Below are 26,005 nucleotides of genomic sequence, written 5' to 3'. Positions count from 1 at the left end.
TAGTATATAAGTTATATTATAAACAGACATTATGTTTATGGAGGTGTTATCTTGAAATTGTTACACTTATCTATAAATGGGATAAATCTCTTTCGGGATGGACTTGAATTAGACTTTATAGCTCGACAACGAGTGACTGATAATAACAGCGAGAATTTGACTCACTTATTTAGTTCTATATATAAGCAAGATATTTTAGGTATTATTGGAATCAATGCTTCAGGAAAAACAACGGCTTTACGTTGGATTTCATTGATACTTGATATTTACTTACGAGAAGGAAAAGTGAATGATAAAGACCATCGGGTTTTATTGCAAAATCAAACTATAACGGCAGAGGCATATTTTTCTGACGGAATTAATTTATATAAAATTCAATCCTTGATAAAACCAGCAGAAGATGGTGAGCCGATTTTTGATGAAGAAAGACTCTGGATAAAGAAACAAACGAAAACTTTAAGCAGAATAAAATTGCTTGAATTCACAGATCACCATTTAGATACTGTACGTTCAAAAGAAGAATTATCTTTTCTCTCTGATTATATGAGTATTATGATATCACTTAAGAAAAAGCATGGTACAAATCCTATCGTGGTTGATCAGCTGCAGGATACAAACATTAATTTAATGAGAGTAATAGGGGATGTACCGACCGAGGTCATTCAATTTCTAGATGATAATATTGAGTATGTGTCTTATGATGGTAATTCTGAAGGAAAAATACATATTCAATTAAAATTTAAAAACAAAGAGGATATTATTTATATATATGATCCTTTGCAATTACCTATATATCTGTCTTCAGGTACCATCAAAGGATTGAATGTCTTCGCAGGAATCGAAAATGTTATGGCCAGCGGTGGCTTTCTAATTGTAGATGAATTGGAAAACCATTTTAATGAAGCGATTGTAAGAATGATTATACAAATGTTCAAACACAAAGATATTAACGTAATGGGTGCTACGCTAATTTTCACGACACATTATGCAGCACTTTTAGATGAATTTGACAGAAATGATACTATATATATTAGCTTTAAAGAAGAGACTTTGCATTTGAAAAACATGTATGATTTATTGGATAGAAATGATTTTAAGAAGAGTGACGTATATCAGAGTAGTTATTTAGGGAAAACGGCTCCTTCATATGAAGCTTATATGGGATTAAAAAATTATTTTTTGCAGCTTGGAAAAAATATACGAAATAAAATGGAGTCGAAATAAATGAGCATGGTCGCTTGTATTTGCGAGGGAAACGCTGAAAGAGCTGTTATAGATTTATTATTGGATCATGATTGTTTAAACTTTACACGGTCAGAAATGTTAGAAGGGGAAGTTCTAAAATATAGAAGTGCTAAGAGCTTTCAAAAAAACGTTTTAAATAAGACTATGAATGAAAAAATCAGGATTTATCGAATACTGGATTCAATAAATGAAAACTTTCAAATTACGGGACCTTTTGAAAAAAAGTCGAAGAAATTGTGAATGTCATTACTGCTCCAGAAATAGAGATGCTTATTATACATGCAGAGGATTGTTATGATGATTATTCCAAAAAAGGGCTGAAGCCAAGTGACTATGTTAAGCAGCAACTTAAAATGAGTAATATAAAAAATTATAACGTATTTAAAGACTATTTCAGTGATATAGATAAGTTAAAGAATGCTATTAGGGTTTATCACTCTAAAACAAAATATAAAGATAGTACTATTTATCAACGATTAATTAAATAACAGCCATATTAATCGTTGATTTCCAATGAGCGAAAAATGTATAAAATATCCAGACTCTGAGCCAGTGCTTCAGGCAAATTTTTATTAAGATAGTATATAGGGAAGATCTCTTGTAGATGTTGTATGCTAACTCTGCAGGGAAGGGTCTTCCTTTTTCTATGACCATCTTTTCATCTAATCCATTTATACAAACTGCTTTTCACATTCAGTTAAATTTTCTGCAGCAGGTAAGTTTGCTCAAGGTGTTAAAATTGAGTAGCACTTATATTGTGGTGACACTGCTCGATACGCAGGCTTTGTCATGACGGAGATAAAGAAGGCTCCGGAAATAGACGTCACTTATTATGCAAACTAGAGAAAAAGGTGGATTTAAGCGTGGGTTTGTTTAACATTTTAAAAAGAATCGTGGGTAAGGATAAATCAGCCCCGAAAGCTCTCGAAGAACAATCAGCATCAAATGTTAACGTGTCTGAAACGGCTGACAGTGAAACGCAACTGGACCCGATCTATCTTGAGCCATTATCGAATGGTCTATTGCCAGGTGAGGTTCTCTTAATTGATTGGATGGATGGCAAGGACACGAATTCGAACATCCCCGACTATTTTTCTGATAGATATGGCTTGGACCCCGAAACGTCCGTGGCTAAATTACGGGAAGAAGCATTTATGACGGAAGCTGGTTTGGTTGAATCATTACAGTCATTTAAAGTACCTGAACTCAAAGATATATTAAGGCAAAATGAGCTGAAGGTCTCCGGAAAAAAACAAGAGCTTATCGACCGTTTGATGGATTATTTAGACGAAGCGGTCATTCATAACTATATTCAGCAAAAGCCATTTAAACGAACGTCAAAAGGTCAGCAGGCTTTAGATGACTACGACTATATTGTGTCAGCTCATAAGAACGAATCAAAAGATGGTATTTATAATATGGGTGAAGCTATTAAGTATGTGAGTCAATTGGATTATCAGCCCAGTAATAGTGAGATTTCCTGGGCGCTGTTTCAGAATGCATTAGTAACGCATTACCAGAATCAGGACTTTCGTTCATATAGAAACGTTTATCATCATATGGCTCAGCAACTGCAGCGAGAAGAGGATTTTGAGAATGCCCTTCTATACTATCTGGAGATTTTTATAATCGATTTAAGTGGTCTTGAAAACGGTGATGGCCTCGAAAGTCCCGAACGTGTGCAGATTGTTCCTGGTATCATAAATAATATTGAAAACTTATATGCCAAGCTTGATCTTGATAAAGAATCCATTCAAGATCTGTTCGGACAAGCCTGGGAAAATGTTTCCTCTTCATTGCCATTTCATTCTTTGGACCAGGAAGCATGCTTTCAGCGTTTATTAGCGACTCTTTAGCTTACGTGCCTGTCACCACCCGGGTTTTGTCGTTTTATGTCGGAAACGCAGGGGTGACAGGCACTGTGTGTGAGTTATTTTTTGAGGATGATGCTATTTAATTGAATTATTCATGTCTTTGATCATTTTTTTGTAATAGAGAACATGACCAATCCAAAATCCCGCGTAAATCAATACGAATAAAGTGAGGTTCAGGAGAATAGGCCAGACTTCCAGTGACTGAAGTCCGGTGCCAAGCATGATAATATGAAAAACAACAAGTGATACTGAAAAATGCACGATCGTTTTTTTCAAGAGACTCCAATTCTCATTTTCATAGATGGAAGATGCAAAGCCGAAATACAGACCGATCAGCATGAATACGACTGTTGCAAGCCAAATTCGGGACAAGTTGTCGCTGTCAATTGAGAAATTTAAAATGGTCATGTAAATCAGCGTGAATATGCCGCCGTGAGCAAACCCCATCATACTTCGAAATAAAATCTTAGTCCCCATTTTTAATGACCTCCCATCATAAGCTGATTTTTTAATGCTTTGACATAATTACGTGATACATATTCCTTGTTTCCGGATTTAAAATAAACACATAGATTACCGTTGAAAGCTACTTCGAATCGCTGAATGTGTTCAATATTCCCGATTACTGACTTTGAAAACCGCTGGAATTTTTGTGATACCAGCAATTCTTCCACTTCATATAGCTTCATTTTTAATTCCATACGCTGCTTTCCCACTGCCGCAAAGACTTTGCGTCCCTCGGAAAATACGTAGTCGATGTCCTCTGGCTGGAGCAGTACCGATTGTTCCCCGTCGACTGCTACAATACGGCCTGGGTCTAAATTCTTGATTTTTTTAACCAGAGCATTCAAGTCTTCACTCCATTCCTTAGCATGAATCGTGACAAACGGTTCTTCATTATTTTCGTCGATATCAATTTGAATTTTCACTGATGCAGCTCACCTCCGATCTGTCTTAATTATGAGAAATAATGACAGATCTGACTACCACATTTGTATAAAATGCCGCCAATTTTGTATAACATGCCATATTCAGCTTATCAACGAAACAATCGGACGCGCCTGCTCCAGCGGGTGGCACACTTTGGTGCCTGTCACCACCCGGGTTTTGTCGTTTCATGTCGGAAAAGCAGGGGTGACAGGCACTGTTAATAGACTGGCATCTGCACTTGAACTTGACGTTAACGTTAATGTTATACTAATTGTTAGAAAATTGCATAAGGGAGGATGCTTATGAGTGAAGGTGAGGTCTATACCATTTCCGAACTCGCCAAGCAATTCGGGATTACGACGCGGACAATTCGGTATTATGAAGAGATCGGTTTGCTGCAGCCAGAACGCAGTGAGAGAGAACGGCGCTTATTTACTAGAAAAGAATACGTCCGTTTGCGCTTAATCATCCGTGGCAAAAAGTTTGGCTTTAACTTGGAAGAGATTGGCGACATGATTCAGTTGTTTGATCACGACCCATCCGGCAGAGCCCAGATGCAAAAGACGATGGCCTATGGCAGAGACAAAATAGAGGAGATAACGGCGCAAATTGATGATCTAATGCTTCTTCGTTCGGAAATGGCGGATTTAATGGATGACTTTCAAAAGCAATTACATGCGTTGGAGGGAGAAAAGGTATGAATATATCCGGACTGCTGGCTCATCAGGCAAGGAAAAATCCGAACCATGAAGGCATTGTTACCGATTCCGATCGCATCACGTATGGCGAATGGAACCAGCATGTTAATCAGCTGGCTGACAGTTTTCGGAAACTCGGGGTTGCCAAGGGCGATAAAGTTGTTTTGCACATGCCAAACACGAAAGAATTCTTATATACGTATTTTGCTGTGCACCGGCTGGGCGCGATTATTATCCCCATTAATGCCAAACTTGTCCAGCAGGAAATTTTATATATCGTGCGGCAAAGTGATGCCAAAGTATTTGTTACGCATGAAGATGTATTTGAACAGGTGAAGGATCTGCCTCAGGAAGCGAATCTCGATTATATAAAAACAGGACATAAAAAGGGCGAATGGTATTCATTTGAAAGGTTGCTCGAGCAAGGGTCACCTGATGATATTCCCTGTGATTTAATCGAGGGGGATGAAGCATCAATACTCTATACATCTGGTACGACTGGGCTGCCAAAGGGTGTTGTGTTCACGAATCGTAATATCCTGACGGTCGCAACTATGATCTGTATTGAAATGTCTATGAGTCCTGAAAGCAGAGTTCTTCATATGATGCCCTTAAGCCATTCCGCACCATTGCATTTATTTCTGATTGCAGGTACTTATGTGGGTGCTACTCACGTCCTGGCTTCAGCGTTTTCGCCGGAGACCTTGCTGCAAAAAGTCGACCGGGAAAAAACAACGCATTTTTTCGGTGCGCCGGTTGCCTATCTGACCACGGCCAAGCATCCTGATATTCAGCAATACGATCTGTCGTCAATGCAGTATTGGGTTTATGGCGGAGCGCCGTTGTCCCAGCATGATGTGCATCTGGTCAAAGATGCCTTCTCTACCGATCGGCTAATGTGTGTTTATGGTCCAACGGAGGCGGGTCCGAATGGGACGATTCTAACCTTTGATGCCCAGGATACGAAAGCCGGAAGTATTGGCAATCGCGCTGCCATGCAGTGTGAAATCAAAGTGGTGGATGAATCCGGCTTTGAAGTCAAAACAGACGAAATCGGCGAGATCATCTTGCGGGGTGAAGGCAATATGAAAGGTTACTATAAAGAACAAGAGAAAACAGATGCGGTGCTCAAGAATAATTGGTTTTACACGGGCGATATGGCCAAACAGGATGAAGACGGCTATTATTGGATGATCGACCGGAAGAAGGATATGATCATATCCGGCGGTGTTAATATTTATCCGAAAGAAATCGAAAATGTTCTCAGCACGCATCCAAACATTGCAGAAGCCGCTGTCATTGGTGTTCCGAATCCTGACTGGGGCGAAACTGTCAAGGCGTTTGTTGTGCCTGAAGAAGATGTTCACGATATAGAGGGTATGTGCCGCGCGTTTTTGGAAGGAAAGATTGCGCACGACAAAGTGCCGAAATTATATGACGTTTTGGAAGCGCTACCAAGAAATGCAACAGGGAAATTGTTAAAAACTCAATTGCGTGAGTAAAAGGGCTAAATAATGTTGGGAGGTTCATATGAATACGAATTTTTACAGGGAAGATCCTCATCTAAAAACCATACTCGAGGAACGTTTGTCTCCGGATTTTTTGGTGTTTGCCGATAACGAACTGGATCAGTTTGGTGCATTATGTGCGGGTGAGATTGACAGGCGGGCGGTTCATACCGATCGAAAAGGTCAGCCTGAACTCATCCCCTATGACAAAATGGGAAATGAGATATCATATGTCTGGCTGAATGAAGGGTACAAAAAAACAGTTGAGGAAACGTATAACACGGGCATTGTCGGCTATATTCATAAGGACATTCCTGAACTGGGACATAAGGGGAATTATGTCTATTCCTATGCGCAAAACTATTTGTTAGCGCATGCCGAGCCTGGTTTCGACTGTCCGGTTGCCCTGACTATGGCAACAGCCTATTTAATCGATCATTATGCTTCGGCAGCGCTGAAAGAAAGATTTTTGCCGCATGTTCTGGCAACAGGGGATACTGAGCTGTATGAAGGTGCTACGCTGTTAACGGAGCGCCAAGGCGGATCTGATGTCGGTGCTAATGACGTCAGAGCTGAGCGTGACGGTGAAATCTACCGCATTACTGGTGAAAAATATTTTGCCAGTAATGCTGGTGCCTGTGGCGTGGCGATGGTGCTCGCGCGTCTCGATGGTGCGCCGGAAGGAACGAAAGGATTGAGTTTATTCCTTGTTCCGTGGGAAGAAAACAGGGCTGGAAATCGGCTGCGGATTCGGAGACTGAAGGATAAATTAGGGGTTCGGGCGGTTCCATCAGCCGAAGTCGAATTTACCGGCGCAAAAGGCTATTTAGTAGGTGAGGAAAATCAAGGATTCTACTATATGGCAGAAGCTTTGAACCTGTCACGTGTTTCCAATGCCATCTCGTCGCTGGGGATTATGCGCCGTGCCTACTTGGAAGCCAGAGATTATGCCAAATACCGGGAAGCGTTCGGCAGTCAGTTGGTCAACTATCCTATGGTTGAGGAAACGTTAAGTGTTCTTGCAGCCAAGCAGGAAGTGGAAATGGACGCTGTCTTTAACATGATAACGCTGATGGATAAGGTGATGGGTCCCGATTCGAAAGACGTATCCGAACGGGAACGCATACTATTCCGGCTTTATGTCGCGACATTAAAAGTGGAAACCGCCAAGCAATCTATTCAATTCGCACATGAAGCTATTGAAATGCATGGGGGGAATGGGTATATTGAGGACTTTGTAACGCCGCGATTATTGCGGGATGCTCAGGTTCTAACCGTTTGGGAAGGAAGCGAAAACATCCTCGCTCTGGAAGTACTGCGGCTGATAAAAAAATACCAGGTGGAGCATCTCTTTGCAGATGACATGCATGACCGATTGACGACGGTGCGGACAGAACAGCAAGAAGACGCTTCAGATGACGTCATAGGCTGGATAGAATTTGTGGAATCTAAACTAAATGATTTAGTTGAAAGACTAGCAGCGGTTAAGACGTTATCTGAGGATAAACAAATCTATTATGCTAAAAAGGCAGCTAAACAAATGACTGATCTGTTAGAGAGCGTCACTGCGATCGAAGCCTTTGGTAAAGGCAATCAAAGACAGCAAGCCATTTCTGAGGTATTCCTCCATAATCTATGGCAAGAACATGAATTTCAAGAGAATCCCATAACACTTAAACACTTTGCCACCATTGTTGGTTAGACATCGGGTGTCTGCTCTGTCTCGTAGGTAGCTGGTTCCGCGCGGATCCTGGGTGGTGCCTGTTCCGGGGGAGTGCCTGTCACCACCCGGTTTTTGTCAAATAATGTCGGATTTGTGTGGGGTGACAGTGTCAGCGGAATTTTCGAAATTTATTATTTGAAAATATAGAATTTTCGCTTCCATTCATGTATAATGATTAGCAATGATTAAGGAGGGGACTTTTTTGGAGGAGAGACAACAGACTCTGAACACAAAAACGGGGAAAAAACGGAATTGGAAAAAAATCATATGGATCACGCTGGGCATCATGCTGCTATTATTAATTGGTATTATCTTTTATGCAAACGAATACATAAATAAATCACTTCCGCAGCTGGAGGGAGAAATTGACCTGCCAGGTTTAGAGCAGGAGGCAACGGTTGTCACGGACGATAGTGGTGTTCCGCATATTACTGCGTCCAATGATCATGATGTGTATATGGCACAGGGCTATGTGCAGGCACAGAACCGGATGTTTCAAATGGAGATGTCACGGCGCCAGGCCTCGGGAACCTTAAGTGAAGTGGTCGGAGAGAAAGCCGTTGATCAGGATAAATATTTTCGCACGCTTGGCCTGAGACGGGCTGCCGAAGCGTCTTACGATATGTATTCTGATGAATCCAAAGCCGTGCTCCAGGCATTTGCAGACGGCGTTAATGCCTATATAGAGGATGCAACTGAGGAAGGAAGTCTTCCGGTTGAGTTTACGCTGATGGGCATCGAACCAGCTGAATGGACAGTTGTGGATTCGTTGACCATTGGCAAATATATGGCCTTTGATCTCGGCGGTCATTGGGAACGCCAGGCATTCAACTATTACGCTTTAAACAGATTTCCCGAAGATAAAGCAATGGAACTGTTTCCGGATTACCCCGACAATAAACCAGCAATTATTGGTGATGGCGAGATGGATATAGCCGGCAGTTTTGATGAGGCTGTGATTCCTAATGATTTTAACGGCAGCAACAACTGGGCTGTAAGCGGGGAAAAGACAGAAAATGGCTCGCCGCTTTTGGCTAATGACCCGCATCTGGGTCTCGCCACGCCATCCATTTGGGTGCAGATGGTTTTGGAAACAGACGATATGAAGGTTGACGGCGTTATTTTTGCTGGTATTCCAGGAATTATTTTAGGACATAACGAGCAGATTGCCTGGGGTGTGACGAATGTTGGCCCGGATGTTCAGCAGCTCTATGTCGAAAAACGGAACCCGGACAATGCGGATGAATTTTTGTTTGAAGATGAATGGGAAGAGGCTGATGTGATCGATGAGCCGATTAAAGTGAAAGACGGCGAAACGATTGATTATCAGGTGACAGAAACGCGGCACGGACCGATCGTTTCCGAATTTGCTGAAGAAAGTGGCGAGGACGAGGTGCTTTCTTTAAGGTGGACGGCACTTGACCCAACAACCGAGCTGGAAGCCATTCTGGAGATTGACCGAGCGTCGGATTGGGATGAATTTGAACAGGGTCTGGAAAAGTTTCTCGCCCCTGCGCAGAATTTCGTATTCGCATCCAAAGATGGCACGATTGCTTATAAAGCCAACGGACGGATCCCGATATATGACGACGGCGAAGATGCGCTGCTCCCACTTGAAGGATGGAAGGAAGAAACGGAATGGGATGATTTTATACCATTTGACGAATTACCAAGGGTTGTGAATCCTGATAAAGGGTTTATCGCAACAGCGAATAATAAGATCACAGGTGATGACTACCCCTATCACATCAGCAACGTATGGGCCCAGCCGTACCGCTATGAGCGTATTGCCGAGGTGCTGGAATCCGGCGACAATCTGACGGCAGACGATATGCAGGATTTGCAAATGGACACCACCGATCTGCAGGCAGAAGAGTTCCTGCCCCAGTTTTTAGATGTATTGGAAGATGCGTCACTGAACGACCGTGAGGAAAACGCCCTGGAGCGGCTCGGGGAATGGGATTTCTCTGATGACAAGGAGGATGCTGAACCGCTGATTTTTCGCCGCTGGTATGAGGAAATACAGGCAGTGATCTATGGTGACGACATCCCGGAATCGATGATGGATCTGTTTAGTGCAGAAGGGCAGACAACCGATCAATTACTGCGTGCTGCTTTAGACGGTGAACAATCTGTTTGGATAGAGGAAGCAGGCGGTCTGGAGGATGTGCTTGATAAATCGCTGACGAAAACGTTGGACCAATTGGCTGACGAATTCGGTGATGATATGAATGATTGGGCATGGGGGGATTATCACCAAGTGCAGTTCGAGCACCCGTTATCAGGTATTCATCCGGTTCTTGAATACTTTTTTAACAACAAGGATCCGCTTCCGGTTGATGGCAGCAGTGTGACACCAATGGCAGCGTCCTATAGTGAAGACGGTCTGGTGGATCACGGGGCTTCCTGGCGCTTTGTTACGGATACGGATGATCTTGACACCGGCTATCACATTGTCGGCCCCGGCCAGTTCGGTCATTTCCGCAGTGACTGGTATGACGACCAAGTAGACGATTGGGTAGAAGGCGATTACCACACGACACGTTTTGAGATGGAAGAGGGCGAGACGCTGAAGTTGAAGCCATGAAGTTAGAGAGCCTGTTTCGCTGAATAAAAATAGATAGACCCCGCGAAATTGATATCTTGCGGGGTCTTGTCTGGTTTAAAAACGATATGGGATACTTTCCACAAGGAACCAGAAAATAAAATCATTAGCTGACAGCCTATGTTTCACTTTTGTCTCTGTCTCTAAGTGTGCGCTTCATGACTTTGCCACTGGGATTTTTAGGGAGTTCATTTATAAGATCCACTTGTTTGGGAGCCTTGAATTTTGACATCCGCTCTTTGCAGAATGTAATAATGGCTTCTTCGGTCAGCTCTATACCTTCCTTGGGGACGACGACAGCTTTTACAGCTTCAATCCAATAGGCATCTGGAATGCTTATAACAGCTGCTTCAGACACGCCATCCATTTGATAAATAGTCTCTTCAATTTCACGGCTGGACACATTGACGCCGCCGGTATTGATCATATCTTTCTTTCTGTCGACTATAGTAATGTACCCTTCTTTGTCTTTTACGCCAAGATCACCGCTGTGCAGCCATCCACCGCGAAAAACCTCGGCTGTCTTTTCCGGATCGTTCAAATAACCCTTCATGGCATGTGGCGTGCGATGCACAATTTCACCAACTTCGCCGCAGGGTACTTCATTGTTTTCATCATCCACAATTTTTGTTTGCGTATGAAGCGATGGGACACCTGCTGAGCCCAGTTTACGCAGCTGATCTTCAGGTTGGAGTGCTGTAGCCAGCGGAGCAACTTCTGTCTGACCATAAAAGTTCCAAAACCTCGCATTAGGAAGTCGCTCAGCTAATTCCTTCAGGACCTCTTTCGGCATAATTGCAGCACCGTAATAGCATTTTTCTAAACTGGACAGATCGTATTTGTCAAAGTCTGAATGCCGCAACAACGCTATCCATACAGTCGGAGGTGCGAATAGCTGCGTTGCGCCTTCCCTTTCAATTGTTTTAAGAATGCTGTCTGGGTCGGCGGATCCGAGAATAATGCCGCTGGAACCAAGATAGATGCTTGGTCCAAGAAATACATGCAGCTGAGCACTATGATAAAAGGGCAGCGCATGAACCAGAATATCCCGTGACTCCATTTTCCCATCAATGACGCTGCTGACATATTCGCTGATAATGCTTTTATGAGATAGCATAACGCCTTTTGGGGAAGTTTCGGTACCGCTTGTATATAGGACTTGTGCTACATCATCATCGTCAATCGAAATATCGACAAATTCTGTTGAATGGTCTTCACGTGCCTCAGCTAATGTTGTCCAAGCAGCCAATTCCACATCAGAAACATCAATTGTATCCATTAAATAGCAGTGGTTTATAACAAGATTCGTCGCTGCGTGTTCCAATAGAGGGGCATACTCCTTAGAAGCTATGAGATTGCTAACATTTGCATGTTCTAAAATGTATCGGACTTCCTCACGGGTTAGCATATAGTTAATTGGAATCATAATCGCTCCAATACGTGCCAAAGCAAACTTAACAACGACAAAATCCAGACTGTTTTTGGACATTACCGCAACCATATCGCCCTTTTTGATGTCATCAGTTATCATAGCATGTGCCGTCTGATTAACCCGATCGTCCAGTTCTGCGTAGTTTAAACGCTGATCGTTGTAAGTGAGTGCCATTTTATGCGGCATCCGTTCCCGCGTTCGTACAAGTAAATCCCCAAGTGTATTTCGACGCGCTCGCTGTAATAAAATGTCTGTGTCTTGAAACGTATCTGCTCTCATCATCACCAACTCCTTTATGGTCTAAAAAATACGATTGAACAAGCTTCTTTATTTCAGTATAAGTTAACCATAAGTTAAATATGATTTAAATCATAATATTTTAACACTTATAGTGCTACACTCCTATACGACATCGGCGATATACAAATTTAAGACCGTAAAGCAGGAGCAAACCGGGAAGTGACAGGCACCATCACCAAAATAATTGAAATTGAAATACCGGTGGATTAGCAAGTAGATAAGGGTCGCTTGTGAACTGAAAACGATATTTCGAGTATCAGCGTGTTTTGATAATGCCCTTTTAACGCAATCTCACGCTCAAATGCTATTTTGACAAAAGATTGGCGACTGCTTATGATGTATTTAGCAATACCTCTATTTCCCTCTGCGTCCATTCAAAGTCTGGTGAACGCAAGCAAGACACGTTTTTTTATTTCCATAAACGATCTCCAGCACCTAACCTTCACTCGGACCTCATTAAAATGAAATCCCTTAGATGACGATGCTCGTGTGGTGTACAGAGAATTTAATATAAAGGAGCTGTTAAAGATGAGTCATGATATTTTCGGAACCAATAAGGCCGGCGAAATCATTGCTTATTTGCGCTTTACCATGGGTGATATAAAATCTGGTTCGGTTTATAGTCTTCTGGATGTTGATGAATACCATGCAGGCGTGAGCGGAACTGGTGATGCAGCCACGTTTTCTGAGGATCAGCTTGCACAAGCACTGGATCAATATAGGCAGTATCATTTTCAATATTCCGGTGAGACGAACACAATTGACGACTTGCAGCAAACGGAAGTTCTTAAGTTTTTCAACAATTGTTTTTATGCAGCTAAAGCTGAGAAAACAGTCCAGATATTTTTTGGCTGAAGATAGAATTCTGTTGTCGCATCCATATGCAAGCCTTTAAAAAGGTTTAGATTATCGCTCACGATTAATGTAAACTGTTATGGATTCAGGGGATGAGATAGAGGCTATTGCACACGTGTCACTTGGAGCTATGGCGCATCTTATGCGATTGCCTGGCATGATGGCAACGACTGGTTAAGAGCGTGGTAAGAATTTCTTTAATGCATGCCAATGATTAATCCGAGAAACGCTAATAAAATACCGTCGATATAACTTATACCCAGGTAGGTTATAAGCGTTTTCTTTTTGCTTTGGTAATAAAGGTTTAATCGTTTCAATTTTAAAGGTTGAAAAGGTCGTAAAAGCGCCCATAAAACCCGTTCCAAAAAGCAGGTGCCACGACGTTTTGATATCTGTTCCGACAAGCAGCCCCAGTATAGTGTCACCTGAAAAGCCAAAAATCAAACTCAATCCGTAGCGGAGTAACGCTCCGATCATTCCGGCTATACCGATTAGAACATAAATCATCATTTCTCATCCTTTTTTATAAAAAAGCGGACTTTTATCACTATACTGGAAATAAGAGGTGCCAGATACATAAACAACTCTAAACAATTTGAATTATCTATTTTTATCGCACCTAATGAAACTGTCTATGTTAGACTTTAAGTTAATAGGGTTAGTCGATTTGCAAACGCTTTAACAGCTCAGAAATGTACTTCATGGCGAGTATACCATTTACAGTCTTATTGACAAAAACCGACAAAAACCGGGGAGTGACAGGCACCGCGCGCAATCGAGTGACTCAAAGAATGGAGGTGCTTGGAGGTTGGGTTCCAGGTACATAAACAAGGTACATACACAATTCTGAATTGTGTATGTACCTGGCACTTTTCATTAATTATCAAGCAATTTGGCTACTTCTTCCTTATGCTTGGTTTCGTCTGCAATCATATCTTCCAGTTTGACGACAAGATCCGTGTAGCCTAGATCTTCCGCTTGTTTTCTCCGAGTTTCATAGCGTTCAATCGTATCTTCTTCAGCTTTCCTGATCGCTTTTAGCAATTCTGTCGTTTCGGCAGGCTGCTCAACTGATGCTGCTTCAGTTGTTGGAACGCCGCCAAGTGCACTTATTTTTTCAGAAAGATAAAGGGCGTGGCCCATTTCATCGTTGATTTCCTCTGTGAAAAAATCTTTTAAAGCAGCACGGTGTATGCCAGTAACGACCGCTGCGCTATATGTGTATTGAATAGCAGCTCCGTATTCATGTGCCAAATCAACATTTAATCCGTCAACTAATTGTTGTACATTTTGATTCATGGTTATCTCTCCCTTTGTATGATTTAAAAGCAGGTGCAAAAACTCAATCAATAGGTCTGCAGCTGATCCAAGAGGATGCAGACGTCCTTGCGATATCTATTTACAATATATATTATATTATAATTATTATAATTTGTAAATACAAAAGAAGAAATTTCTAATAATAGTTACGCATCTTAGGATGACGTTGTTTAGATCGGGGTTTGGTGAAGTGCATCGATATGATATACAATGGTACCTTGAAATCTTTTAATTTAGATACACACCCTTGTTATCAATGTTGACAAAAAACGACAAAACGCGGGAAGTGACAGGCACCATCCGGAGGAGGAAGGATGATTCGTATGCGGCTGGTACGTGCTGGTATTCATTTTTATATAGTTGGCATTTTGATTCTGACATTTGGGATCGCTCTTACCATTTTATCAATGATGGGTACTTCCCCGTACGATTCATTACTGGTTGGTCTGAATCGTACGTTTGGCTTCACGGTAGGTACGTGGGAGGTAGTTCTCGGGTTGTCTCTGCTTATATTCAATGCCATTGCGGAAAAAAGGCGTCCTGAGCTTTTTGCGATGATTACATCTGTTATAACAGGGATTGGTATTGATTCCTGGTTATTTTTATTGGAAAATGTGGTAATTCCTGAAGCTTGGGCTGGTGAATTTGGTTATTATCTGTTGGGTCTTCTCTTTACATGTCTTGGGACTGCTTGTTATCTGCAGTCATCGATTGCACCGAATCCGCTCGATCGGGCTATGCTTGTGGTGACGAATCTAACAGGCTTGAGTGTAACGTATTCCCGTTCTCTCATTAGTATTGTTCTGGTTATTCTTGCCTTTTTCTTTGACGGAGCAATCGGTCTTGGAACACTTATCAATGCCTTGTTTTCAGGATTAATCATCAGTCTGTTTCTCCCGTACTTTGAAAGTCTTCATCATAGACTTCACCGGCGACTGGAGAGGGTATCCTGATGGTTGTATCCGACAACAAACGACAAAAACCGGGTGGTGACAGGCACCATGCATTCCCACAGATAAACAATTAAGCATCCGACACATATCATGCTGTAGACCATTTAAAAGAAAAGGGGCGAAACGCATGATAACATTTGGATCGTTTACAGGAAGCGTGATGGGTATCAGCAAAGTTGAACGTGGGGATGTTCCGGACGGCTGTGTGCAAATGGTGCATCTGCAAAATGAAGAAGGGACGCTTGCCAATTTTATTGTCAGTCCGGATACGTATGTGCTTAATCAGGAGATGATTACCATGGGGGATATTGTAACCGGCTATTACGATGCAAGCGCACCTATGATATTGATTTACCCGCCTCAGTATCCAGCTCTTGTCATGGTGAAGCAATGCCCAGACTTCAAAGTGAAGGTAAGCCATTTTAACAAGGATCTTGTAAGTGACGACAACAGATTAAGCCTGAACATGAATCCTTATACACGAGTGATGACCACCAACGGACAAATGTTTATGGGGCATCCTGGAGGACACGATTTGGTCGTGGTTTATAGTCCGTCAACCAAGAGCATCCCAGCGCAAACCACGCCTTATCAAGTTGTGGTGTTATGTCAGTGAGGCAGGAGGGAAGCTGCCCTCCTCTTCTGGTAGTCGAGGACAGCCGGAGCCTCATCTCTGTGTCAGCATTATAGATCACCACTATTTGTATTCGACATAATTCGTCAGAACCTGGGAAGTGACAGGCACCCAAGCCCAACTATTTGTATTCGACATAATTCGTCAAGAACCGGGAAGTGACAGGCACCCAAGCCCCTCTGCTTTTAACGTTGTCAATCAATCATTATACTGGTTATAGATCTATGTATTGAATAAGGAGACATATCCTATGCCCACATATATTCAGGAAGATTATGTACGTTGTGTATGGCCGAATGTTGCGCTTCCGTTAGGCAAAAAGGGTGACTTTTTGGTCAAACGTTTTAAAGAAAAGTATGGTATTAATATTGAGTATCTCGAAGAAACAACGACCTTGCCGCATCGCAGTGCTGAAGGCAGAAGAGTTGATCAGATATTCAATGTGCAAGGGGACAGCATCGAGAAGTTCGAGCAGATAAAATCTGAGATAGGCGCTTATTATGTCAAAGAGATTGTTCGGAATAAGCAGCATTATATCTATATCGAGCGCGTTTATTTAAGATATTTCAAACGGTCTGAGGATGAACTTATCAGAGAAGGGGAACTATCAAAAGAAGATGCCTATAATACGCTATAAATAGCTTTAACACATAAAGTACGTGCCGGAGCAGGCGACCATGGCTCGCCTCGCAACCCCGGCACATTTTTAAAAATGTGTCTGATGGCACCTAATTCGCGTTTAGGTTTTCTGCTAATTTGGCTACGTCTGGTACACCCCAGCCTGTGCAGTAATCCCAGCCGGGTCCGGCATGATAGCCTCCAATTCCCTGGGAACTGTTGTTGCCCGATACAATATCCCGAAAACCTTTTCCGCCGAGGGCATAAAGCTTTTCATGAATATGATCTAATGCGGGCAAATCCGCGTTTTCACGCTGCTGATTGATTCCCGCCAGGATGCCAGCCCATACCGGGGTGGCAGCTGAGGTTCCACCTACTGTCCCTGGATTGCCATCGAACGTAATAAAATAACCACTATTCGGATCCGCGTTTGCTGCAACATCTGGCACGCCGCGTGATTGTCCCTGAATGCCGGCTTCTTGCTGGTAAGACGGCATAGGAAAAATGCTGGATACACCGCCACCTGTGGCGCCATTATCGTTTGTATTGGTCCATGCTGTTTCCGATTCGACGTCTCCCTGATTCATCGCAAGCGTTGTGCCTCCGATGGACAAGGCGCTCGGACAACTGGCGGGCCCGAAGACGCTGCGTGTTTTAGCTACATTGGGTTGGTTTTTCCCATAAGCGCCGGTATCGCCGGAAGAAATACAAATGATCATTCCTTTTGATACGGCCACATTCATGAGTGCCTCCCAGCCTAATAAATCATTATCAGGAACGGAGGATTCTGAAACACCGTAACTGATCGATAAAATGGATGGCTGATTGTTGGTATCTGTCATGGCTGCATACAGAGCGTGCAGCATATGTAGCGAGAAAGTCCGGCTCGACGTTCCATTGGGTGCCTCATAAATAGCCATTTTCGCTTTTGGAGCTATCGCATAGGCCCATTCAATATCAAGTGTGGCCTCCCTGTCTTTTGGTGCGGATCCACTGGTATTCTGCTGACCATCAACGGAAACTATGGCAGGATTGTTCGGGACCTGCAAACCGGTTTCCATTGTAAAAACGTCCAGGCTGTTCTGGTTGAATCCGGAATTAAACTGCAGGATGCCGATGGTTTCGCCTTCTCCTGTAAAAGAGTCCGGAATATTATAAGCCGCCCGAATGTCATCTGGATAAAAGCCTTTTTTATCGGTACTGATCTGATGCGGACCGGAGCGGTGACCGGTCGGACGCGCGTCAATACCGACAACTGCATGGACGCCAGTCGGCTTCACCGGATCCGTATGTGGGTACCACGCCCCGTCCTGACGCATCGTCAAATCAACCTGAAACGCCTGGGAGATGATATCAAGCGTTCCCGCGATATCGATATAATACGGATTCTGTCCTTTAATCACGAAATGATTCGACCCGGCCCATTGACCAACGCTTTGGCTGTATTCAGAACTATCCAGAACCAGAGCCAAATGAATAATCTTCATAGAAAAACCTCCTGTCATAGCTTATTCTGCCGCGTAGGAAGGAAAAACATGCACGTATTTGCATGGATGGGGCTCTGCATGGGTGCCAGGTACATACACTATTCAGAATTGTTCATGTACCTGGCACTGCTTAATTCCTGATCTTTAATGTAAGCCTGGGGGTCTAAGAGCTCTGAATTAAAGTCTTTGAGTGGTGATCCTTCTTTTACGCGGTTTGGCCAATCCGGGTTGGCGAGAGCTCCTTTGCCAAGCGTGATAAGATCGGCATCACCTGCGTCCACTAATTTTGCTGCCTTTTCAGGGTCTTCTAAATGACCATTGGCGATAACGGGAAGCTTGCCGTATTTCTTAGCTAGTCCTGCCAGTGACAGACCCATTCCAAATGCCGGTTGTGTCGCATCGTATTCCGTTATATGGATGATGTCGACGCCTGCCTCAGCAATGGACTCAAAAATAATAGCTGCATCATCTTCGCCACCTGCCCATTGGTGTGAGAAGTCGTTTATTTTGGATTGCGAAATGCGAATACTCAATGGAAAATCGGATCCGATCGCATTCCGCACAGCACGAATGACCTCCTGCGCAAAACGTAAGCGGTTTGTCAGACTGCCGCCGTATTCATCTGTACGCTGATTGGTGTAATCCGTTAAAAATTGATCAACAATATAACCGTTTGCCCCGTGAATCTCCACACCATCGAAACCGGCATTTCGCGCACGGGTCGCCGAATTGGCAAACGACGTGATAACCTGATTGATTTGCTGCTTGGTTATTTCTTGAGGCACTGGAAATTTTCCGCTTCCGCCATACATCGCAAGCTGTTCCCCCTTTGGCTCTACAGGAGAAGGAGCAATTCGAGTCTCTGTACGAGGATTATCCTGGGACAGTGCGCCCGCATGCATCAATTGAGCAAAAATGGCAGATCCGTGCTGATGCACCGCTTGAATTACAGGTTCCCATCCTGCAGCCTGTTCTTCACTGGCGATCCCAGGCTGATTGAAATAGCCTTGACTGTGCGGTTCATCCGGGTACAAACCTTCTGTAAAAACAAGTGAAAACCCACCTTTGGCATATCGTTCATAATAACGGACCATCCGATCAGTGACCTGACCGTCCTCTGTTCCGCTTATACGTGTCATCGGCGAAACGCTCATGCGATTTTGTAGCTGTATCCCTTTCAACGAAAAATCCTGAAAAAGGGATGCGGTCTTTTCTGATACCATCCAAAAAGTCCTCCTCTAAATTGACAAGTCATGCTTTTCAATCGATCTGGTTTAAGTATTTACCAAATTGAGCTGAATAATTATAAGTGCCAGGTACATAAACAATTCAGAATTGTTTATGTACCTGGCACTGAAGCATCTGTCCTGTGCTATGTGGCAGATGTCAGGTGAACAAATATGCTATAATTGCTTTAGCAGTAGATACAGCAGGTGCGAATGAGTGAGATAAACAGGAAAGGATGGGGTGTATGAATTCAAATGATCATGTTACTGATCTATTAATTTCTTGTCCGGAGAATCCAGGTGTTATTTCAGCGGTTACGAATTTCTTGGCAGATCATCATGCTAATATTGTTCAGTTTGACCAAAATACAACGGATCCAAGTGCTGGCATGCTTTTTATGCGCATATCCTTTGAGCTGAAAGATTCGCGTGTATCTTATGATCAGGTAGAAGCAGATTTAGCTGCACTGGCAAGCGATTACGGGATGTATTGGGAGTTGAATCCTAAAAAGACGCGGAAACGCATGGCTATTTTTGTTTCCAAAGAAGGGCATTGTCTGACAGAGTTATTACTGCGCTGGCAATCGGGAGAAATCCCTGTGGAGATTCCGATGGTCATCAGCAATCATGACGACTTAAGGCATGAGGCCGAACGTTATGGCATACCTTATTATCATATTCCGGTAACCTCCGAAACAAAGGTGCAGGCTGAAGAAAAAGCTCTTAATCTAATGGAAGGGAAAGTGGATTTCATTGCCCTGGCTCGCTATATGCAAATCTTAACGCCTGAATTTGTAGCACATTACCCCAATCAAATTATCAACATCCATCATTCTTTCCTCCCTGCGTTCACAGGTGCGAATCCTTATGTGAAAGCCTTCAATCGAGGCGTGAAACTCATTGGGGCAACGGCGCATTATGTGACCAATGATCTTGATGAAGGCCCTATTATTGAACAAGACGTTCAACGGGTTAATCACCGGAGTACAGCAGATGATTTAAAAATCTCGGGACGTCATGTGGAAAAACAAGTACTGGCCACCGCCGTCTCCTGGCATGTAGACAACAAAGTGCTGGTGCACGGCAACAAAACTGTTTTATTTGTATAGGTGCCTGCTGGTGTCTGTCACCACCCGTTTTTTGTCGAATGACTGTGGTGTGTTCTAGAAGTAATTTTTCATTCTTTTAGTTTTTTTGTGATATAATTGAATTCAGTGACTGTTTTGTATAAATAATGGGGGAATAACATTGTATTTAGAAGGTATTTTGCCAAAAATGTCCAAACTATATTTGGGTCGCATTTTAGATAGTTTTTTAAAAAATGTACATATGGAAACTGAAGAAGAGATGAGAGAAGTCATCCTGCGCAACATAGAAGAATTCAAAAATGAAGAGCGTATTATCAACAATCTGGATTTTACTAAGGAAACCAGAGATGTTGCTCTGCTGAACGAAATGATTTTAATGTCCTTAATGGAACAAGAAGGTTATATTTCAACTGAGAACGGTCTCTATCAAATGGTCGAGGAATTGGAAATAGGTATTTTAGACCAGAGCCGCGACGACGATTTCATGAATAAGGCTATTCCGAGTGAAGCAAAAAGGATATTTAGCTCAGTTTTAACGGAGGCGTGGAAAAAAGATGACTACCTAAATGAACATGAGATCAATATTTTAAATGTTTTACGTAAAGAACTGCACTTATCGAAGCGTGATCAATACTTACTGGAATGCCAGATTGGACGTTTCCCGCAGAAACACAATAAATTGCACACCACGCAGCAAGTCGGAAAATCACTCATTAACCTGCAATCCAGAGGTCTTATCCTGCGTTTCCGAGAAGATACATCTTATTATGTTATTCCTGCAGAAATTGAACGAACGCTGCGTTATGAAATGGGCGTTGAATTAAGAGATGAAGTTTATAAGACGCTGCTTCAAGATTTGAGTGTTGATCAGTTGAAGAAGATTCTGGATGAAATGGATATCGGCGTCAGTGGACGTAAAGGGGATTTAGTGAAACGTATTATAACCCATAATATCCTTCCATCTACATCTCTCAATATATTTGGAACGTCAGAGCTTACGGATATTTTACGCGAACTTGAAGGTGCCAAAATTAGTGGAAGTAAAGAGGACAAAGTGCAGAATATTATTGAGTATTATGAAAAGTTATCCACACCTACTTTATCTGATCCGACAGATCAAAGGTCAAGGCTATTCGATTTCTTTGAAGAGCTTGCTGCAAGAGATTATAAGACATTACGCATCAATAAAATCATAGATAAAGATGTAGAATCAGAAAATGACTTTGAGAAGGCTACGCGCTATACTTTTGAAAAGAAACTTGGATTAACGCTGGCTGATATGAAAGGTACTAGGCATGCAGATGGAAAAGTGCTATTTAATCAGCGGGAAGTTGTCTTGTGGGATAATAAAAGCACCGAAGAACCTTATACTTTTCCTGAAAAGGATTTTAACCAATTCTTACGCTATATTCGTTCTGATGAGATGCGCGTGACACTCTTTTTAGTTATCGTACAGGACTACACGAAAGAGGCTGTTGCTCAAGCTCAGAAATTAAAGGCTTTTTCAGAAGAAGACACAGATGTTGCCTTGATTAAGGCGGCTGATTTAAAATATACCGCGGAAGAATGGCAAAGCTTTTCGGATAAAACGAATCCAGTTTTTGATTTGCAGGTTTTTAATCTGACGGGTGAATTAACCCGGAATCAGCTGATCAGCAGGATGCAATGGGCTCTCTAATAGTGACCATTTCACCGCTGGTGCCTGTCACCACCCGTTTTTTGTCGAATGCACCATTCAGCAGAGGTGACGATAGAATGGATTGATATATGTATCAATTCATTAAAGATAACGTGCGATATTGTTCAGCAGCACTAATAGAGGGAGAGATTAACTGTTGTTTTTAAAACCGCTTGTCGCCGCCTTAATATCAGGAGGTCTCTACTTTATTTTTATAGTAAGAATTATTAAGAAAAAAGGCAAAGAAAATTCTAAGCCATATTTAGGCGGGATTATATATACTATTCTTATCTTCCTTGTATTTTTAACAGTATATAACTTTTAATTGAGTGACTTTAAATGAGGGATCCGTAAATGAGATGTTTCACTGGTTGTCTGCGCATCTGGCTATCGAACAACGTAGCCAGGTAAGGCAATTCAAATGGCACAGAGGGGCGAAAGCTAAATGAAGATACCAATCCAGATACTAGTGGTCATAGCCAGTATCAATAGCATTTTTTCATGGGTGGATACATCCTTATCATCGTTAATTCGCATCTTCAGAACAAGACCAATCGCTATAACACTTATGACGAACACCCCAATGGCACCCCACAGGCGGTCTGATCCCATCCAAAAAGCACAGACTGCTATCATAGCAAAATAAATGAGAGCAGGCAGTCTGGCAAACGCTAATCCAAATCGGTCGACAGCCCACACGACACTGGTGACTTTAGCTGGTGAAGCAGCTCTGTCTGCTTTATGATCCGGAATATGGTGAATCATGACCCATGCACTGCAAAATAACGCATTAATCACAGCGTTTTGTAATGCCCACTCAGGAATTGTATCAAGTGCTATCCAAGCGCCTCCTAATCCGAGCATCAAAACAGCTGGGAACATGGCTAACCATTCGCCGATAAATGGCTTATAGCTCAATTGTAGCGGTTTAAGTGAATAAGACCAGGCACTCCAGAGTCCAATCGCCAGCAGAATGGCTAACTTGTAAAACCCGGCCAAAACAAACATTATGATAACAAACAGTGTAGCTGATATAAGCTGTTTGCCGAGGCGTGATAGACGTGAAACAGTGATCATATTATTCTGAATCAATCGGCTGCCGCCAGACAATATAGCCGGACTGTTTTGATCAGTTCCCGATAAATAATCGGCATGATCATTTAAAACATGAGTTAAAACGCCATGAATAAACACACCGCCAAACAATAGGATCAAAAAGATGAAAAATAGTTTTTCATTAGGGACTTGGCTATACAAAAAGAGAGGAAGCATTGTGGATACAATAGTCGCCACACTCGACGATACAACGGCAATAAGGCGAATTAACGTCCAGCCGGCTCTTAACTTGTTTAAGAAATTCTGTGGCATAGGAGTGCCCACTCCCCTCTAGCTACTTGGAAAAACAATCTTTAGTTATTATTCGACAATGAGTGGCATAAACCCTTTCCTGAATCCTAGAAATTCTTTAGGTGCCAGGCACTGTTCGCATTTAGACAGAGTTTGACAAATTTCGGGAAGTGACAGGCACCCTGCAACAATATAAAATCATTTATGTTTCTGATAGAATAAAATTTATTGGGTCATGTTTTGATTTGCTACAGTGACAGCAATGATGGTTTATAATTAGCAATAAATGGTTTCAGTGGAATGGGAGGTAGTTTACAGTGGCAAAGCGACAGGACCGCCGGAAACGTAAAAAACGCAAATGGCCGTGGATTTTGCTTATTGTTGTGCTAGTGGTCGCAGGCGCTGGAACTGCTTATGGCTATTCTATTTGGCACAACGTCAAAAGCACGGTTGATGATCAACTGCACGAGCCGGTTTCGGGAATCGATACAAAGGTCACGAAGCGAAAGGTCACGGATCAGGAACCTATTAATCTCTTGCTGCTTGGTGTTGATGAACGCAAGGGTGATAAAGGACGCTCTGATACGATGGTTGTGATGACACTGGATCCAGCAGAAGATCAAATGCAGCTGGTCAGTATTCCACGTGATACGCGCACGACTATTGTTGGTCACGGGACGGTAGACAAGATCAATCATTCATATGCGTTCGGTGATAGTGAGATGTCAGTCGATACGGCGGAAAATTTTCTCGATATTGACCTGGATTATTACGTCCGTATGAACATGGAAGGTCTCGATCAGCTGGTAGATGCAGTTGACGGCATTACTGTGATGAACGAGCGCGCATTCTCACAGAACGGTCATTCGTTTGATACCGGTGAGCTGCAGCTGAATGGTGAAGAGGCTCTCGCATATGTCCGCAAGCGAAAAGGTGATCCTGAAGGCGATTTGGGACGTAATGGACGACAGCGTCAGGTGATTGAGGGCATCATCAAGAAAGGTGCCAATTTTAAAGTCGTGAACAAAATCGGCAGTATCATGGATGTTCTTGGTCAGAATATGACCACGAACATGACTTTTTCCGATATGAAGGACCTGGCCACCAACTACCGCAGTGCCCGGAAAGATATCAGTGATTATCAAATGGCCGGTGAAGGCACACGCATTGACGATAGATATTATCAAATAATGTCCGATGAAGAAATTGCAAAAGTGCATGACATGATTACGAAATTTGGCTCGTAATGGTGCCTGGCACGACCCGAATTTTGTCGAATAATCTAGAATGCAGGGAGGCAGCAACTATGAAAATTGCAGTCGCCGGGACAGGCTATGTCGGTCTGTCCAATGCCGTTCTGCTCGCTCAGCATAATGAGGTTGTCGCTTACGATGTTCTTGAGGAGAAAGTGACGATGATTAATGCGGGAGAATCTCCCGTTGTCGATCCGGAGATAGAGAATTTTCTCACCTATAAGGATTTGAATTTGACCGCTACAACTGACAGTGAAATTGCTTTTGCAGACGCTGATTACGTGATTGTTTCCACGCCGACTAACTATGATCCTGATCAGAATTATTTTGACACATCCACCGTTGAGACAGTTATTGGTCAGGTGCTGGATGTAAACGCTGATGCGGTGATTATCATCAAATCAACGGTTCCTGTCGGCTATACGAAGAAGGCTTGCGTTACATTTGCCACAGATAATATCATCTTTTCACCAGAATTTTTGCGGGAGGGCAAGGGTCTTTATGACAATTTATATCCATCCCGCATTATTGTCGGTGAGCAGTCTGAACGCGCCCGCACGTTTGCCAGTCTTCTGGTTCAGGGAGCAGATAAGGAAAATATTGATGTGCTGCATACGAACGAGACCGAGGCTGAAGCGATTAAGCTGTTTGCAAATACGTATCTGGCCATGCGCGTTTCGTTCTTTAATGAGCTCGACTCCTATGCTGAAGTGCGCGGCCTCAATTCGAAGCACATTATCGAAGGTGTCGGACTCGATCCGCGTATCGGCAACCATTACAATAATCCGTCCTTTGGCTATGGCGGTTACTGCCTGCCGAAAGATACGAAGCAGTTGCTGGCGAACTACGAAGACGTGCCGAATAATATTATGAAGGCGATCGTGGATGCGAACAGCACCCGGAAGGATCATATAGCAAACATGATTATCCAGCGCCATCCGAATGTTGTTGGGATTTACCGCCTTACGATGAAGACTGACTCTGACAATTTCCGGCAATCTGCTATTCAGGGCGTGATGAAGCGTCTTAAGGCGAAAGGCATCGAAGTCATCGTCTATGAGCCTAATCTGCACGATGAAACATTTTATAATTCCCGCGTTGAGAACGACTTTTCAGCATTCAAACAGTCAGCAGACGTGATCGTTGCCAACCGAATGACGGATGATCTGCGGGATGTAGCGGAAAAAGTCTATACACGCGACTTGTTTAGTCGGGATTAAGGGGGTACCTG

General features: G+C 42.9%; 24 protein-coding genes. 15 read left to right on the top strand and 9 right to left on the bottom strand.

Annotation, left to right across the window (positions count from 1 at the left end; genetic code table 11):
• Positions 1 to 51: 51 nt before the first annotated feature.
• The 3 genes from ACZ444_RS12120 (at position 52) to ACZ444_RS12110 (ending at position 3,101) form a co-directional block, all read left to right on the top strand.
• The gene (locus tag ACZ444_RS12120; protein ID WP_382358130.1) at positions 52 to 1,224 is read left to right on the top strand and encodes an AAA family ATPase; all 1,173 of its coding nucleotides are present in this window, start codon (positions 52 to 54) and stop codon (positions 1,222 to 1,224) included.
• Positions 1,225 to 1,481: 257 nt separating this feature from the next.
• Positions 1,482 to 1,733, top strand: a complete 252-nt coding sequence (locus ACZ444_RS12115) for a hypothetical protein (protein WP_382358129.1) — start codon at positions 1,482 to 1,484, stop codon at positions 1,731 to 1,733.
• Positions 1,734 to 2,108: 375 nt separating this feature from the next.
• Positions 2,109 to 3,101 carry an SAP domain-containing protein gene (locus ACZ444_RS12110; RefSeq protein WP_382358128.1) on the top strand — a complete coding sequence of 331 codons (993 nt, stop codon included), beginning with the start codon at positions 2,109 to 2,111 and terminating at the stop codon, positions 3,099 to 3,101.
• Positions 3,102 to 3,194: 93 nt separating this feature from the next.
• Here ACZ444_RS12110 and ACZ444_RS12105 read toward each other — a convergent pair whose 3' ends face one another.
• From ACZ444_RS12105 to ACZ444_RS12095, 3 genes are read right to left on the bottom strand one after another with little or no spacing between them, the layout of a single operon-like run.
• A complete protein-coding gene (locus ACZ444_RS12105) occupies positions 3,195 to 3,596 on the bottom strand; it encodes a DUF3021 domain-containing protein (RefSeq protein WP_382358127.1) in 402 nt (133 codons plus the stop codon).
• Between the two features lie 2 nt (positions 3,597 to 3,598).
• Positions 3,599 to 4,048 carry a LytTR family DNA-binding domain-containing protein gene (locus ACZ444_RS12100; protein WP_382358126.1) on the bottom strand — a complete coding sequence of 150 codons (450 nt, stop codon included), beginning with the start codon at positions 4,046 to 4,048 and terminating at the stop codon, positions 3,599 to 3,601.
• A 25-nt stretch (positions 4,049 to 4,073) separates the two neighbouring features.
• Positions 4,074 to 4,238 (bottom strand): hypothetical protein, encoded by a 165-nt coding sequence (locus tag ACZ444_RS12095; protein WP_464433322.1) that lies wholly within the window; start codon positions 4,236 to 4,238, stop codon positions 4,074 to 4,076.
• 113 nt (positions 4,239 to 4,351) lie between these two features.
• Between ACZ444_RS12095 and ACZ444_RS12090 the strand changes: the two genes are divergently transcribed.
• From ACZ444_RS12090 to ACZ444_RS12075, 4 genes are all read left to right on the top strand, one after another.
• Complete coding sequence (locus tag ACZ444_RS12090; RefSeq protein WP_382358125.1) at positions 4,352 to 4,750, top strand: MerR family transcriptional regulator; 399 nt, start codon at positions 4,352 to 4,354, stop codon at positions 4,748 to 4,750.
• Complete coding sequence (locus ACZ444_RS12085; protein WP_382358123.1) at positions 4,747 to 6,249, top strand: class I adenylate-forming enzyme family protein; 1,503 nt, start codon at positions 4,747 to 4,749, stop codon at positions 6,247 to 6,249. The genes ACZ444_RS12090 and ACZ444_RS12085 overlap by 4 nt, the downstream gene beginning before the upstream one ends.
• 28 nt (positions 6,250 to 6,277) lie before the next feature.
• Entirely contained in the window at positions 6,278 to 7,957 is a 1,680-nt protein-coding gene (locus tag ACZ444_RS12080; RefSeq protein ID WP_382358122.1) for an acyl-CoA dehydrogenase family protein, read from the top strand.
• A 202-nt stretch (positions 7,958 to 8,159) separates the two neighbouring features.
• Entirely contained in the window at positions 8,160 to 10,565 is a 2,406-nt protein-coding gene (locus ACZ444_RS12075) for a penicillin acylase family protein (protein ID WP_382358121.1), read from the top strand.
• 136 nt (positions 10,566 to 10,701) lie between these two features.
• Here the strand turns inward: ACZ444_RS12075 and ACZ444_RS12070 are convergent, their stop codons facing one another.
• Positions 10,702 to 12,294: a fatty acyl-CoA synthetase gene (locus ACZ444_RS12070; protein WP_382358120.1), complete on the bottom strand. Its 1,593-nt coding sequence runs from the start codon at positions 12,292 to 12,294 to the stop codon at positions 10,702 to 10,704.
• Positions 12,295 to 12,843: 549 nt separating this feature from the next.
• On the opposite strand from ACZ444_RS12070, the gene ACZ444_RS12065 reads away from it, so the two are divergent.
• Positions 12,844 to 13,170: a hypothetical protein gene (locus ACZ444_RS12065; protein WP_382358119.1), complete on the top strand. Its 327-nt coding sequence runs from the start codon at positions 12,844 to 12,846 to the stop codon at positions 13,168 to 13,170.
• A gap of 174 nt (positions 13,171 to 13,344) precedes the next feature.
• Here the strand turns inward: ACZ444_RS12065 and ACZ444_RS12060 are convergent, their stop codons facing one another.
• Both ACZ444_RS12060 and ACZ444_RS12055 read right to left on the bottom strand, forming a co-directional pair.
• A complete protein-coding gene (locus ACZ444_RS12060) occupies positions 13,345 to 13,677 on the bottom strand; it encodes a fluoride efflux transporter FluC (protein ID WP_382358118.1) in 333 nt (110 codons plus the stop codon).
• 369 nt (positions 13,678 to 14,046) lie between these two features.
• Complete coding sequence (locus ACZ444_RS12055; protein WP_382358117.1) at positions 14,047 to 14,469, bottom strand: ferritin-like domain-containing protein; 423 nt, start codon at positions 14,467 to 14,469, stop codon at positions 14,047 to 14,049.
• 344 nt (positions 14,470 to 14,813) lie between these two features.
• Here ACZ444_RS12055 and ACZ444_RS12050 point away from each other — a divergent pair, with 344 nt between their 5' ends.
• The 3 genes from ACZ444_RS12050 (at position 14,814) to ACZ444_RS12040 (ending at position 16,714) form a co-directional block, all read left to right on the top strand.
• The gene (locus ACZ444_RS12050; RefSeq protein ID WP_382358116.1) at positions 14,814 to 15,443 is read left to right on the top strand and encodes a YczE/YyaS/YitT family protein; all 630 of its coding nucleotides are present in this window, start codon (positions 14,814 to 14,816) and stop codon (positions 15,441 to 15,443) included.
• Positions 15,444 to 15,570: 127 nt separating this feature from the next.
• Positions 15,571 to 16,059, top strand: a complete 489-nt coding sequence (locus ACZ444_RS12045; RefSeq protein WP_382358115.1) for a hypothetical protein — start codon at positions 15,571 to 15,573, stop codon at positions 16,057 to 16,059.
• A 268-nt stretch (positions 16,060 to 16,327) separates the two neighbouring features.
• Positions 16,328 to 16,714 carry a hypothetical protein gene (locus tag ACZ444_RS12040; RefSeq protein WP_382358114.1) on the top strand — a complete coding sequence of 129 codons (387 nt, stop codon included), beginning with the start codon at positions 16,328 to 16,330 and terminating at the stop codon, positions 16,712 to 16,714.
• 91 nt (positions 16,715 to 16,805) lie between these two features.
• Here the strand turns inward: ACZ444_RS12040 and ACZ444_RS12035 are convergent, their stop codons facing one another.
• Together ACZ444_RS12035 and ACZ444_RS12030 are read right to left on the bottom strand one after the other, a co-directional pair.
• On the bottom strand, positions 16,806 to 18,182 hold the full coding sequence (locus tag ACZ444_RS12035; RefSeq protein WP_382358113.1) for a S53 family peptidase: 1,377 nt from the start codon (positions 18,180 to 18,182) through the stop codon (positions 16,806 to 16,808).
• A 98-nt stretch (positions 18,183 to 18,280) separates the two neighbouring features.
• A complete protein-coding gene (locus ACZ444_RS12030) occupies positions 18,281 to 19,405 on the bottom strand; it encodes an NADH:flavin oxidoreductase (RefSeq protein ID WP_382358112.1) in 1,125 nt (374 codons plus the stop codon).
• A gap of 248 nt (positions 19,406 to 19,653) precedes the next feature.
• On the opposite strand from ACZ444_RS12030, the gene purU reads away from it, so the two are divergent.
• Both purU and ACZ444_RS12020 read left to right on the top strand, forming a co-directional pair.
• Positions 19,654 to 20,517, top strand: a complete 864-nt coding sequence (gene purU / locus ACZ444_RS12025; protein WP_382358111.1) for a formyltetrahydrofolate deformylase — start codon at positions 19,654 to 19,656, stop codon at positions 20,515 to 20,517.
• Between the two features lie 139 nt (positions 20,518 to 20,656).
• The gene (locus ACZ444_RS12020) at positions 20,657 to 22,174 is read left to right on the top strand and encodes an SAP domain-containing protein (RefSeq protein ID WP_382358110.1); all 1,518 of its coding nucleotides are present in this window, start codon (positions 20,657 to 20,659) and stop codon (positions 22,172 to 22,174) included.
• Positions 22,175 to 22,615: 441 nt separating this feature from the next.
• Here the strand turns inward: ACZ444_RS12020 and ACZ444_RS12015 are convergent, their stop codons facing one another.
• Entirely contained in the window at positions 22,616 to 23,542 is a 927-nt protein-coding gene (locus ACZ444_RS12015; RefSeq protein WP_382358109.1) for a prenyltransferase, read from the bottom strand.
• A gap of 296 nt (positions 23,543 to 23,838) precedes the next feature.
• On the opposite strand from ACZ444_RS12015, the gene ACZ444_RS12010 reads away from it, so the two are divergent.
• Entirely contained in the window at positions 23,839 to 24,768 is a 930-nt protein-coding gene (locus ACZ444_RS12010; RefSeq protein ID WP_382358108.1) for an LCP family glycopolymer transferase, read from the top strand.
• 59 nt (positions 24,769 to 24,827) lie between these two features.
• A complete protein-coding gene (locus tag ACZ444_RS12005; protein WP_382358107.1) occupies positions 24,828 to 25,994 on the top strand; it encodes a nucleotide sugar dehydrogenase in 1,167 nt (388 codons plus the stop codon).
• The last annotated feature ends 11 nt before the right edge of the window (positions 25,995 to 26,005 follow it).

This window comes from Lentibacillus kimchii (genome assembly GCF_055381965.1).
Note: the sequence above shows the minus strand (reverse complement) of the source record. Positions and strands in the feature narration are given on the sequence as shown.